Here is a 12,770-nt window from a genome sequence, read left to right on the forward strand (position 1 = left end):
TATGGCTAGATTTTATAATGATAACCACCTGACGTCAATAGCTATTTACAATTTGTTTGATAAATATTATAAAATACCCTATTTTATAAGGTTATTTACAGAATTTAGGATATAAATGTTTTCTTTACTTAAAAAATTATTCGGCACAGCAAACGATAGAAATATCAAAAAACTATTTTTAGAAATTGAAAAGATTAATTTGCTTGAACCATCGATACAAAAGCTTTCTGATGATGAATTGAGAAATAAAACAGAGCAATTTAGGCAAAGATTAAAAGATGGGGAGTCATTAGATGACCTAACCTATGAAGCTTTTGCTGTCGTACGAGAAGCTGCAAGAAGAGTCTATGGAATGAGGCATTTTGATGTTCAGCTAATTGGTGGATTGATATTGCATCGTGGGATGATTACTGAAATGCGTACAGGGGAAGGAAAAACTTTAGTTGCCACATTACCGGCATATTTGAATGCTCTTACTGGTGAAGGGGTACATGTTGTTACGGTAAATGATTATTTAGCAAAACGTGATGCTGAGTGGATGGGGAAGATATATAATTTCTTAGGATTATCTGTTGGGTGTATCATTGCTAATATCAGTGACAAAGACAGACATGATGCCTATAGAGCAGATATTACTCATACAACTAATAACGAGCTTGGATTTGATTTTCTCAGAGATAACATGAAATATAGCGAAGACTCTAAGGTACTTCGTCCCTTTAAATTCGCTATTATTGATGAAGTTGACTCAATTTTAATTGATGAAGCAAGAACTCCACTAATTATATCGGGTCCAGTAGATGATCGCTCGGATTTATATACTAAGATTGATAAATTGGTTTGTCAGTTTAAAGATGAAGATTACGAAAAAGATGAGAAATTACGAACCGTTAATCTTACTGAGGATGGTATAACTCATGTAGAATCAATGCTTGTGACCAATAATCTTATTGAACAAGGTTCAAGCCTTTATGATTTTGAGAATTTAAGTTTGGTTCATTATGTCAATCAATCATTGAGAGCACATATTCTCTTCAATCGTGATGTTGATTATTTGGTGCGTGATGGCAAAGTGATGATTATTGATGAATTTACTGGGCGGGTGATGGAAGGTAGACGTTATTCTGAAGGGTTACACCAATCACTAGAGGCAAAAGAACATGTGCCAATTCAAAACGAAAATCAAACTTTGGCTTCTATTACTTTTCAAAACTATTTTAGGAATTATCCAAAATTATCAGGCATGACTGGTACGGCAATGACCGAAGCTACAGAGTTAAAGGACATATATAATCTTGATGTACTAGCTGTTCCTACTCATAATCCAATCACTAGGGTTGATTATGATGACGAAATTTACGGCAATAAACACGATAAATATCAAGCTATTATAAAATTAATACAAGAGTGTTATGATCGTGGTCAACCTATTTTGGTTGGAACAGTTAGTATAGAGAAGTCTGAAGAAATTTCTAAGTTACTTACCATAAATAAAATAACCCATAATGTTTTAAATGCGAAATTTCATCAACAGGAAGCATTTATTATAGCTCAAGCTGGGCGATTTAAGGCTGTGACTATTGCCACCAATATGGCAGGTCGTGGTACCGATATTATGCTTGGTGGTAATCCGGAAATGCTAATAGAGCAACTTTCTCTACAAAACCTACCTGAGGAACAGTATCAATTAGAAATGATCAAAATAAAGGAGCAAATATCTGAAGAGAAGCAGCGGGTAATAGAGGCTGGGGGATTATTTGTTATAGGTACCGAAAGGCATGAGAGTCGTAGAATAGATAACCAGTTGCGAGGAAGAGCCGGTAGACAAGGTGATCCAGGTAATACAAAATTCTTCTTGTCTCTAGAAGACGACCTTATGCGTATTTTTGCTTCAGATCGTATTTCTGGAGTCCTAAGAACGTTAGGTTTAAAAGATGGTGAAGCAATCCATCACCCTATGATTAGCCGTTCACTTGAGAAGGCTCAGCAGAAGGTTGAAGGACATAATTACGAGATACGTAAAAATTTATTACGTTTTGATGATGTTATGAACGATCAACGTAAGATAGTTTACGAACAACGTACTGATATAATTGCATCAAACTCTGCCCATGATTTTTTAGCTAGCATGACAAAAGAACTAGTGGAAAAAGTGGTATTAACTTTCATTCCCCCCGGTTCTTATAGGGAAGACTGGGATGTAAATGCTCTAACAGGAGAGTTGCAACGTATTTTTGCTGTAAAACTAAATCAAGAATCTATAACCAAGGCTAACGTCACCGAGATAGAGGTGACATCTAATGTTGTGCAAATGGTAAATGACCTATACCAGGCAAAGAATACAGCATATAGCGTTGACTTGATGAATGACGCAATTAAATATATTCTACTAACAACTTTAGACCAAGTATGGAAAGATCATTTACATAATTTAGATCATTTACGACAAGGTATATCACTAAGGGCTTATGCTCAGAAAGATCCACTTAACGAGTATAAAAGAGAAGCGTTCAATTTATTTGAACAAATGCTTGATAATTTGAAGGAGCTATTTATCCAGAAAGTTTGTCATCTTCATATGGATACTAGCCACATTAAAAAAGAATCAATGTCTTTGGCAAACAAAACACTGCAAAAGACCATGCGAGAAACTAGGGAAGACCCTGCTTTTAGTAAATATAATGCAGGGATTAGTATTGAAACTCAGCTTAAACCTATTAAAACTCAAGTCAATCCACAGGATAGAATACCATCAGATCCATCAAGTTGGGGAAAGGTGGCTAGAAATGAGATATGTCCTTGTGGTTCCGGTAAGAAATATAAATATTGTCATGGAAGTAATGAGTGATTTGTTGGCATTGGGATAAGAATAAGCATTTTAAAGAATGGGTAATAGTAATGTACTAAGTTAGGGAAAAAAATAAGCAATATTGCAAAAATAATGAAAACAACTATTAGTGGAGCAAAAAAATCTGTTATATATAGATATAACCGAATTTGGAATAATTTGCTATATCAAGTTCAGGTTAAAATTAGTTATTATAATTCTTAAACAATAAATAACTCATGCAAAATAAATCTATTATTACATTTTTTTGGCACCATATAAAACCATACAAATGGTTTTATATGGCTATGCTACTTGCTTCTACTGTAAGTAGTTTTTACCCGTCTGCTAATTATTATGCGATTAAATTATTTCTTGATACAATAGCTGGGCAAGAAAATTTAACTTACCAGTTAGTTCTACTGCCGATTGTAATATTCATGTCTGCACAAGTGATGTTAGATTTGGTTTGGCGTATCAGTAACATAGCTGAATGGAAAGCGGCACCTTATGTTCGGCGTTCTATATTGCTTCAATCATATGACTATGTTCAGCATCATTCTTATCCGTTCTTCCAAGAAAATTTTACAGGAGCTATCAGCAGCAAAATCAAAGGCATTTTGGATGGATATGATAAATTCTGGGCGGAAATGCATTACGGATTGCTGCAAAAGTTTTTTAAATGTGTTGTAAATTTTTTGTGCCCTTAGCCTTGTTAACACAAATCTTGGCATATTTGTACTAATATGGTGTAGTTTATACATACCAATTATGTATAAACTCTCAACTAAATTAAACCAACTATATTGCTTAGAATCCGAAAGCAAGCATTTTATAATTGGACAAGTTGCCGATAAAATTACTAATATTATTTCACTTTTTTCTTTTGCTTCTAGGACAAGAGAATTAAAGGCACTAGATAATAATATATTAAATGATTTTATTCCCAAACAGGTAAAAGCATACAAATATAACTTTAAGACTCAAATAGTAGCTATGTGTTTCTATTTTGTTTTGTTTGTTTTTATTCCATTCTATATGCTGCATTTAAGAATACATGGCTTAATTTCTGTTGGAGATTTTGCTTTTGTCTTTGGTATTGCCTTGATTGTTGCAGACGATATCTGGGATGCAACAGTTTCATTGCAGAATTTTACCAGATCAATGGGTGATCTGAAAAGTGCTTTGTCACTAGTTACTATCAACCAGCAGGATTTGGATAAATTTAGTGCAAGTCCGCTAATAGTTGATAAAGCTATTATTGAATTTAAAAATATAAATTTTGGTTATAACAAAGAGCTGATCTTTAAAGATATGACTTTTTCTATTAGTCCTGGTGAAAAGGTAGGAATAGTTGGTCATTCTGGTAGCGGCAAATCAACACTTATTAATCTCTTGTTACGTTATTTTAAAGTTGCAAATGGTCAAATTTTAATAGACGGACAAAATATTGACAATGTTACTCAGGATTCATTACGACAAAATATCGCGGTAATCCCTCAAGACACTTTGTTATTTCATCGAACGCTGATGGAAAATATCAGATATGGGAACCAAGAAGCAACTGAGGCGGAAGTAATTGAGGCAAGCAAAAAGGCACATATCCATGAATTTATTACAACATTGCCAGAAGAGTATAATACTTATGTTGGAGAGCGAGGTATCAAATTATCTGGTGGACAGCGGCAAAGGATAGCAATAGCAAGAGCTATTCTAAAAGATGCACCTATTTTGATCTTAGATGAGGCAACTTCTGCACTTGATAGTCAAACCGAGCGTTTTATCCAAGATAGCCTTAACTTTCTAATTCAAGATAAAAGAAAGACTGTGCTTGCAATTGCCCACCGCTTATCCACTTTAAAACATATGGATAGGATAATTGTGCTAGATAAAGGGGTAATTATTGAAGAAGGCACGCATACTACATTAATTCGTAATAAACATAGTCTATACAAAAAATTATGGAAGTTACAAGAAATTTAGGTTAGGGCTATAATATGGTATTGTTAACAGTGCCTAGGTAAAGATGATTCTAAAGTAATCATCCAAGAAGGTAATAAAAGATATCTTGCTAAAATATCACATGAAATTAAGGGGGTATTAAACATCAAAACCCTATCCCGTGCTAATGAGTTATTGAATATTGTTTTTATTAACATAAAATTAGTTGACTATTTAAGTTATATTTAATCATAATTATAGATACTTCGACTAAAACTTAAATATGGTGAAAACATAATATATGGCAGATGATTTTGATGATGGTAGAAGGTGGAAAGATACAGCTTATTTAGCTCAGTTTGATAATGCTGGTTGTTGTATAGTTATGTAGAGTTTAGAAACCATTATTGCGAGGAGGTGCTTTGGGCGACGCGGCAATCCATAAACAAGCTTCATGGATTGCCACGTTCACGTATGTTTGCTCGCAATGACGCCAGAATAATAGATGTTAATTTACTATAGATAAATGCTAATCGGGTTAGTTATAACAAGTAAAATAAAAATAAGATTATTTTGAAGACTATATCTTGATATTTACAGAAGATAGCATAGAATAATCAAGCAATAAATTGCTTATGAGTTTATTATGTTACATGGGTCTATTAAAAATAACAATGTTGTTTCTTTAGGAGGAAAACAGCATCCATTCCATCTTGTCGATCCCAGCCCTTGGCCAATTCTGACTGCATTTGCCTTATTGCTTTTAGCTAGTGGTAGCATAATGTTTATGCATCAATATCGATTTGGTGCATATGTTTTTGGGGCTGGTATTCTTTCGGTGATTTTTTGTGTATATTCCTGGTGGAGTGATGTAATCAAAGAAGGGCTAATTGGAAAACATCATACTGAGCCAGTAAGGATTGGCTTAAGGATAGGTATGGCATTATTTATCTTGTCAGAGATAATGTTTTTTGCGGCATTTTTTGGATCCTTTTTTAACGCAAGTCTTTTTCCTGTAGGATTGCTAGATGGTGTATGGGTAGTAAAGCCTGGTATATGGTCTCCTGCATCTATCCAAACATTTGACCCGTTTGACATCCCTTTTATTAATACATTGATTCTTTTATTATCTGGTACAACAGTAACATGGGCACATTATGCTGTTGAGGAAAATAATCAGAAAGATTGTGTGACTGCTCTTGGTTTGACCATAATATTGGGGGTGTTTTTTAGTTTAATGCAAGCTTACGAATATCATCATGCAACTTTTAAATTTAAAGACGGTATCTATTCTTCTAATTTTTATTTAGCAACCGGTTTTCATGGTGCGCATGTAATAATTGGCACTATATTCTTAACTGTTTGTTATTATAGAGCACGAAGAGGTGATTTTGTTAAAGGCAATGGTCATTTAGGTTTTGAATTTGCCGCTTGGTACTGGCATTTTGTCGATGTAGTATGGTTATTTTTATTCACTTTTATATATGTTCTTGGAAAATGAATTTTTAAATTAACTAATTTGTAGAAATTGCTACTAAAACAACACGCAAGACTTAATTTCTCAGCCATTCTTTAACTAGATTAGCACCATCCGTATATTAATCCTTGAATTGTAAAAAGCTAGCATATAGAATCAACGGCATGTCTAATGATTCGTTAATGAGGTAAAATATGAATGTTTATAGACCATATTGGGAACAATTTGATAGTAACTTTGTCTGGCGTTTGCTGTTTGTTCTTTGCAGCGTTGCTCTGATTATTGCAGCACCAGATGTTTTTGCTGCTTCTGATGATCCGGTAGGTAATGTATTGTGTAATATGATTAAAATATTTCGTGGAAATACGGCTCGTGGTATAGCAGTTATTGGTATAGTTGTACTAGGAATTCAAACTCTTAGAGGACAATTAAAATGGGAAGTTGCATTGGTTATTGTGACTGGGGTTATAATATTGTTTAAAGCTCCTGAAATTATAAATATGGTAGCTGGTACAGCCGCTGCTTCAGAAACATGTGTATAATGGTAGTAAGTGGTACAGCATAAAAGCGTCATTGCGGAGGCATGAGCCAACGAAGTAATCCAGAAAGTAATTAAAAATCGATTGCTTCGACCATTACATGGTCTCGCAATGACGTATATGCACCCCAAACGTCATTGCGAGGAGGCGTAAGCCTCCGAAGTAATCCATTTTAATCGTTTTTTTAGATTGCTTCGTCTCCCACTAAAGTGGCTCTGAGCCATGATGCTTAGCAGTCAGCTTTTTTAGTCATCATAAGGAAATAAATAAAAAATTGTAGCTATGGTGGCGACGTTTCCAACTTCTCATCAACTAGCTATAAGTCTCGTTTAGAATTATACAAACTACTCTCCATATATGGCTAAAACAGCACATAAGCCCTTATTCCTCAGTAATTCTTTAATTAGATATTCTGCTTTATATTAAATCCTTGAATTTTAAAAGGCTACAGTATAGAATCAGCTGCATGTTTAAACAATTCATTAACGAGGTAAAATATGAATATTTATAGACCATATTTAGAACAATTTGATAGGAACTTCGTCTGGCGTTTGCTGTTTGTTCTTTGCAGTGTTGCTGTAATTATTGCAGCATCAGATGCTTTTGCTGCTTCTGATGATCCGGTAGGTACAGTGTTGTGTAATATGATTAAAATATTTCGTGGAAATACGGCTCGTGGTATAGCAGTTATTGGTATAGTTGTACTAGGAATTCAAACTCTCAGAGGACAATTAAAATGGGAAGTTGCACTGGTTATTGTGACTGGGGTTATAATATTGTTTAAAGCTCCTGACATTATAAATATGGTAGCTGGGTCAACTGATGCAACATGTGGTATCTCAGAGATTGCTAAAACCTAAATAGATAAAAAGTGTTATCCACAATATCGTTTTAGCTCTAGCGGCTCTCCAACAATCTTATTAGCGGGGAGCCGCTTTTGCTGACCTAAAGCAATACAGGGAAACTTATAGTATTGACATAGCTATAGTTAATTTTCACTTTCTCGCATTTTCTTGTGATATAAAGCACCAAAATCAATTGGATCAATCATCAATGGTTGGAATCCGCCATCCTGAGTGACATCAGAAATAATCTTTCTGGCAAATGGGAAGATCATTGCTGGACAATGGATCGCTAATATCATCTGGTGTTGATCTTCCGCTATATTAATCAGGTTAAAAACCCCTGCATATTTTAGGTCTACTATAAATAGCTTATGCTTTTTGCTCATTGCTTTAGCTTCTATACTTAATTCTACCTCATAAAAGTTTTCTTCAGGTAAATTAGAAATATTAAGGTCTAGGAATAAATCAATTTGTGGATTACGTTCCAAAGACACTAAAGATTTCGGAGCGTCTGGATTTTCAAAAGATAAATCCTTTATGTATTGGGCGTTAATAGCGATATGTGGCATATCTTGTTGATTAGAGTCTTTCATAACAAATAGTCCTTTTATATTAAAATTTTTAAGTTCTTGGCAAGGTAACACCTTGCTGTTTCATATATTTTCCATGACGATCAGCATAAGATGTATTACAAATTTGATCGCCTTTTAAAAATAAAAATTGACACGCTCCCTCATTAGCATAAATTTTTGCCGGCAATGGAGTGGTATTAGAAAATTCTAATGTTACATGTCCTTCCCATTCAGGTTCTAATGGTGTTACGTTAACAATTATACCGCATCTGGCATAGGTTGATTTACCAACGCAAATAACTAATACATCTCTTGGAATCTTAAAATATTCAATTGTTCTTGCTAAGGCAAAACTGTTTGGTGGAATAATACAAACATCAACCTCTCTATCTACCAAGCTGCATTCAGTGAAATTTTTGGGATCAACTATTGCCGAATTGATATTAGTAAATATTTTGAATTCCTTTGAGACTCTTGCATCATAACCATACGAAGATAAACCATAAGAAATAATTTTCTCTGAGTTATTTAATTTAATCTGCGTATCAGTAAAAGGTGCAATCATATTATGTTCTACAGACATTTTTCTTATCCAATTATCAGACATAATGGTCATATATAATTACACATAATTATGGTTAAATTCCCGAGCAATATAGATAATATAGTAAAAAGTTAAAAGCACTAAGTGTTTTTAGAATATTTTTATTAAATTAAATGATTTTTGTTCACAGAGCCTAAGTTTCTGCAAATAATAAATTTATTAATATCGATGAAAAATTACTTGATTAAGCTATAGCTTTATATTATTATTAGTTGAAATAGATAGATAAATATTAAATTATTATCATAATGGATGAATCTAATAAACCAAAGGAAAAAATAAACTTAATTATAGGTATGCGTTTAAAAAAGCGTCGTATAATGTTGGGTATAAGCCAACAAGAATTGAGTGAAGCTATTAATCTTAGTGTAAAGCAGATACAAAGATATGAAGATGCTACTACCCCGATAGCTGGTAGTATATTGTATTTTTTTGCAAAATTATTAAATGTATCTATCAAGTATTTTCTTGATACAGATGAAGATACTGATACATCAGATGATTACCTATTTGATACACAAGATGATAATAGGTTTTTGAATGACATTATTGCAGAGGATAAGGTAGAATATTTAGTACCTTTAAAATACAATACAGAAAAAGAATTATCCTATCTTATTAAAGTATTTACCAAAATTCAAAATCAGCAGATTAGACAAAAAATAGTTGAGCTTATTAGGTCAATAGTAGAATCTCAAGACGCGGATACGGGATAAGAATAAATATAACTTAAATAGTCAACTAATTTTATGTTAATAAAAACAATATTCAATAACTCATTAGCATGGGATATGGTTTTGATGGTTAATACTCCCTTAATTTCATGTGATATTTTAGCAAGATATCTTTTATTACCTTCTGGGATAATTACTTTAGAATCATCTTTACCTAGTTGTATTGCTTTGTCATAATTTTTAACTGCTTCTTGGTAATTTCCCATCTCAAAATAGACCGAACCATTTCTAGTAATAGCACTTAACATTATATGTAAATATTAGTTATAATGATAGATATAATAAATTTTGTAATAGCAATATGGTGGCACCATACAGTTACGATTTACGTTTTAGAGTTATAAGCATTGTAGCCGTATCAGTAAATTCATCGTCTACTTACATCATAAGTTTTAAGTAAACGACCAATTTCATATTGACGATCTTTTAATAATAATTGATAAACCAATTATTATATGATAACATTAGTATGTTATTATTAAGGGTTTCCTTTCTAATTTTTTTCAACAAATTCACTACATGACTTTCTAGAGTATCAATTATGCAAGATACAAATACTAAAGATTTACGTAATATCATAAGTGCTATTAGTACTAAACTGTATGAAAATGACATAGTAGCTGAAGTATATTACAGATTAAAAGACCCTTATTCTACTTTAAAGAAGGTATTACGAAAGACTATTGCTTTGAAAGAATTAACTGACCTAGTTGCTTTTAGGGTTATAGTTGACAAACAAGAAGATTGTTATAAAGTATTGGATATTATTTATAGTATCTATTCTGTTAATGTAGAAAAGTCTAAAAATTATATTGATAATCCTAAGAATAATGGTTACCGTTCTTTGCATGTAATAGCTGTAGTTGATATCTGTAAACGTAACATAGAAATACAAATACGAACCAGAGAGATGCATAATATAGCAGAATTTGATACAGCAAACCATAATGAATATAAAAGAACGCAGGAAACAAAGTTAATAAGGAAGTTATTCTCTAATGTAAGAATTGCCGATATTAATACTGAGATAAATAATGCATATGATATTTTTGTCCGGTTTAATTGGACTATACCGGAGCTTATTGCTTATGAGCAAGCAATTGAAAATCTTTGTCATAATTTCCAAAATAATTTGGCATGATATATGCTCAAATAATTTAAAGAATTGAGACATAAAACTTAAGTAACGTAATGGATATAGCCAACTTACAGAAAGAGAAGCATATACTAATCTTCTAGAAATAGGAATAAACCTAAGACAAAAAATGGGAAATTCAGGATGGAAATTACTACAATTGGTATAGATATTGCAAAAAGAATTTTTCAAATTTACGGTGTAGATAAAAATGGCAAAACACATAACAAGCTAGCTATATAGTAATTCATTTGAATATAATTTTGCTAAAGATAAATAATCTTGTGGTGATAAATTTTCAGATCGCGAAGAATTATCAATTTTTAATTCTGCTAGCAAATCTTCTATACACGAAGTTAGTGTTTTCAAAGATGATTTAATCATTTTACGTCGCTTGCCAAAGGCTAGTCTAGTTATTAACTCGACTTTTTCAATTAGTTCAGCTGTTAATGCATTATTGTTATAAGGTACGAGTTTAACTATAGCCGAGTGGACTTTTGGTGCCGGATAGAAAGCTTGCGGATTAACATCAAAGCATTTTTCAACAGAACAAAGTAACTGACATATTACTGATAATCTTCCGTAGGATTTTGTTCCAACTTTACCACATATTCGGTCTACAACCTCCTTTTGCAGCATTAAAGTCATACTATTTATTAATGGTAATTTTTTTAACCATTTGATGACTAACTCTGTACCTATTTGGTAAGGTAAATTTGAAATAATAGTTATTTTGTTATAGTCAATTGATGAGAAGTTGGGGACGTTGTCACTCGTCGCTCGCCTATTATTTATAGGCGTCGCTCCATCGCTCCTAGCCCCAAATTCTCCTGAATTGACTATAGTACTTAAAGCTGATAGATCAAATTTAGTAGCATCCGAATGAATAATGTGCAGATTAGGGGACAATTCTCTTATTTCCATAAGTAAAGGTATACATCTAACGTCAGTTTCAATAACAGTTAAAGATTTAGGGTTGTAGGCAAGAATAGCTCTAGTGAGTCCGGCTGTACCAGGGCCAATTTCTAAGACCAAATCATTTTCTTGCAGCCCACTAACTCGAACTATTTTATCACATAGGCTACTATCAAAAATGAAATTTTGACCATATTTCTTAATAGGAGTAATACCATGTTTGCTAGCATGCTTTGCAATTGAAGGTAAGGCATTTAAATTATTTAAGATCACAAAGGTAGCATTATTTTGATATATGCTTTCTTACGCATATCTTCAAAGTATTTTTGTGATTTTTGTGACATTTTCTTATTAGCTAACAAATTTACTACGTAATTATTTTCATCGCTAGTAACATTAATCATCTGCTTATCACACATTAAGATTAATTTAAATCCATCTTGCATCTCGAAAACATTACTTTTTTCTCCTGTATTTAAATCTCTGAGAATTGTTTGCAGCGTAGAATCTAGAGTACTTAAATTTTGATTAATTACCTCTAATGTAGAAAAATCTTTATATAAAGATTCTTTGACATCAGAACAATTTTTAAGACGTTTTTGTAAACAGTACATCTTCTGCAAAGTTTTATCATCTTTATCTTTTGAAGTAAAAAGCTGTGCTGATATTTCTGCATCTTTTGAATTTGTCGCTAATATTATATCATTAACTTCTTTTGCACTAATAGCAACTGATCTTGAAATACTAGATAAAATATTCATTTTGATAATTTCGGCACCTATCTGGGATTTAAAATTATTAATATCTACAGATTTACTTTTCAAAAACTTTATTAACTGCCCTTCTGGCATTTTATTACGTTGCTCAATGGTTCTTATAGATTCATTTATCTCACTATCAGAACTTTTCTTACCGTTTGCAGACTGATAAAGCAATACATCATCAATCATGCTGTTAATTGCCATCTTATCAAGCCGCTTATTTGTTTGAGAATCAGGATTGGGGATATTGTTAAGTGCCATAATCATGTGTTTTCTAGCTAGAAATTCATGTAAGGTAATTGGCTCATTATTAACTAATGCAACTATATTTGATAACTCTGCTTTTGCTATAGTTAGATTAAAAATGATGGTAACTAAACAAACTAAATGCTTCATATTTAACTTCTTCATATTTTAGGC

14 protein-coding genes are annotated in these 12,770 nt (G+C 32.5%); 8 read left to right on the forward strand and 6 right to left on the reverse strand.

Going from position 1 to position 12,770, the window contains the following annotated elements:
• The first annotated feature begins 115 nt into the window (after positions 1 to 115).
• The 3 genes from secA to AAGD42_RS03875 all read left to right on the forward strand — a co-directional run bounded on the left by secA (position 116) and on the right by AAGD42_RS03875 (position 4,810).
• Positions 116 to 2,848 carry a preprotein translocase subunit SecA gene (gene secA, locus AAGD42_RS03865; RefSeq protein WP_341753312.1) on the forward strand — a complete coding sequence of 911 codons (2,733 nt, stop codon included), beginning with the start codon at positions 116 to 118 and terminating at the stop codon, positions 2,846 to 2,848.
• A gap of 218 nt (positions 2,849 to 3,066) precedes the next feature.
• The gene (locus tag AAGD42_RS03870) at positions 3,067 to 3,537 is read left to right on the forward strand and encodes a hypothetical protein (protein WP_341753313.1); all 471 of its coding nucleotides are present in this window, start codon (positions 3,067 to 3,069) and stop codon (positions 3,535 to 3,537) included.
• 34 nt (positions 3,538 to 3,571) lie between these two features.
• The gene (locus AAGD42_RS03875) at positions 3,572 to 4,810 is read left to right on the forward strand and encodes an ABC transporter ATP-binding protein (protein ID WP_341753385.1); all 1,239 of its coding nucleotides are present in this window, start codon (positions 3,572 to 3,574) and stop codon (positions 4,808 to 4,810) included.
• Between the two features lie 23 nt (positions 4,811 to 4,833).
• Here the strand turns inward: AAGD42_RS03875 and AAGD42_RS03880 are convergent, their stop codons facing one another.
• Entirely contained in the window at positions 4,834 to 4,986 is a 153-nt protein-coding gene (locus tag AAGD42_RS03880) for a hypothetical protein (RefSeq protein WP_341760709.1), read from the reverse strand.
• Positions 4,987 to 5,414: 428 nt separating this feature from the next.
• On the opposite strand from AAGD42_RS03880, the gene AAGD42_RS03885 reads away from it, so the two are divergent.
• The 3 genes from AAGD42_RS03885 to AAGD42_RS03895 all read left to right on the forward strand — a co-directional run bounded on the left by AAGD42_RS03885 (position 5,415) and on the right by AAGD42_RS03895 (position 7,644).
• Entirely contained in the window at positions 5,415 to 6,269 is an 855-nt protein-coding gene (locus tag AAGD42_RS03885; RefSeq protein WP_341753314.1) for a cytochrome c oxidase subunit 3, read from the forward strand.
• A 170-nt stretch (positions 6,270 to 6,439) separates the two neighbouring features.
• Positions 6,440 to 6,787 carry a TrbC/VirB2 family protein gene (locus tag AAGD42_RS03890; RefSeq protein WP_341753315.1) on the forward strand — a complete coding sequence of 116 codons (348 nt, stop codon included), beginning with the start codon at positions 6,440 to 6,442 and terminating at the stop codon, positions 6,785 to 6,787.
• A gap of 494 nt (positions 6,788 to 7,281) precedes the next feature.
• Entirely contained in the window at positions 7,282 to 7,644 is a 363-nt protein-coding gene (locus tag AAGD42_RS03895) for a TrbC/VirB2 family protein (protein ID WP_341750834.1), read from the forward strand.
• Between the two features lie 128 nt (positions 7,645 to 7,772).
• Here the strand turns inward: AAGD42_RS03895 and secB are convergent, their stop codons facing one another.
• Together secB and dcd are read right to left on the reverse strand one after the other, a co-directional pair.
• Positions 7,773 to 8,222: a protein-export chaperone SecB gene (gene secB / locus AAGD42_RS03900; RefSeq protein ID WP_341753316.1), complete on the reverse strand. Its 450-nt coding sequence runs from the start codon at positions 8,220 to 8,222 to the stop codon at positions 7,773 to 7,775.
• A gap of 28 nt (positions 8,223 to 8,250) precedes the next feature.
• Complete coding sequence (gene dcd / locus AAGD42_RS03905) at positions 8,251 to 8,817, reverse strand: dCTP deaminase (protein ID WP_341753317.1); 567 nt, start codon at positions 8,815 to 8,817, stop codon at positions 8,251 to 8,253.
• Between the two features lie 236 nt (positions 8,818 to 9,053).
• On the opposite strand from dcd, the gene AAGD42_RS03910 reads away from it, so the two are divergent.
• On the forward strand, positions 9,054 to 9,521 hold the full coding sequence (locus AAGD42_RS03910; RefSeq protein WP_341753318.1) for a helix-turn-helix domain-containing protein: 468 nt from the start codon (positions 9,054 to 9,056) through the stop codon (positions 9,519 to 9,521).
• Here AAGD42_RS03910 and AAGD42_RS03915 read toward each other — a convergent pair.
• Positions 9,500 to 9,787, reverse strand: a complete 288-nt coding sequence (locus AAGD42_RS03915) for a tetratricopeptide repeat protein (RefSeq protein ID WP_341750838.1) — start codon at positions 9,785 to 9,787, stop codon at positions 9,500 to 9,502. The genes AAGD42_RS03910 and AAGD42_RS03915 overlap by 22 nt on opposite strands.
• A gap of 293 nt (positions 9,788 to 10,080) precedes the next feature.
• Between AAGD42_RS03915 and AAGD42_RS03920 the strand changes: the two genes are divergently transcribed.
• Positions 10,081 to 10,680 (forward strand): bifunctional (p)ppGpp synthetase/guanosine-3',5'-bis(diphosphate) 3'-pyrophosphohydrolase, encoded by a 600-nt coding sequence (locus AAGD42_RS03920; RefSeq protein ID WP_341753319.1) that lies wholly within the window; start codon positions 10,081 to 10,083, stop codon positions 10,678 to 10,680.
• Positions 10,681 to 10,905: 225 nt separating this feature from the next.
• Here the strand turns inward: AAGD42_RS03920 and rsmA are convergent, their stop codons facing one another.
• Both rsmA and AAGD42_RS03930 read right to left on the reverse strand, forming a co-directional pair.
• Positions 10,906 to 11,859, reverse strand: coding sequence for a 16S rRNA (adenine(1518)-N(6)/adenine(1519)-N(6))-dimethyltransferase RsmA (gene rsmA, locus AAGD42_RS03925; RefSeq protein ID WP_341753386.1), 954 nt, complete (start codon positions 11,857 to 11,859; stop codon positions 10,906 to 10,908).
• Positions 11,859 to 12,746, reverse strand: a complete 888-nt coding sequence (locus tag AAGD42_RS03930; RefSeq protein ID WP_341753387.1) for a hypothetical protein — start codon at positions 12,744 to 12,746, stop codon at positions 11,859 to 11,861. The genes rsmA and AAGD42_RS03930 overlap by 1 nt, the downstream gene beginning before the upstream one ends.
• Positions 12,747 to 12,770: the final 24 nt, after the last annotated feature.

The sequence above is a fragment of the Candidatus Tisiphia endosymbiont of Dioctria linearis genome (genome assembly GCF_964026545.1).
In the GTDB taxonomy this organism is placed as follows: Bacteria; Pseudomonadota; Alphaproteobacteria; order Rickettsiales; family Rickettsiaceae; genus Tisiphia.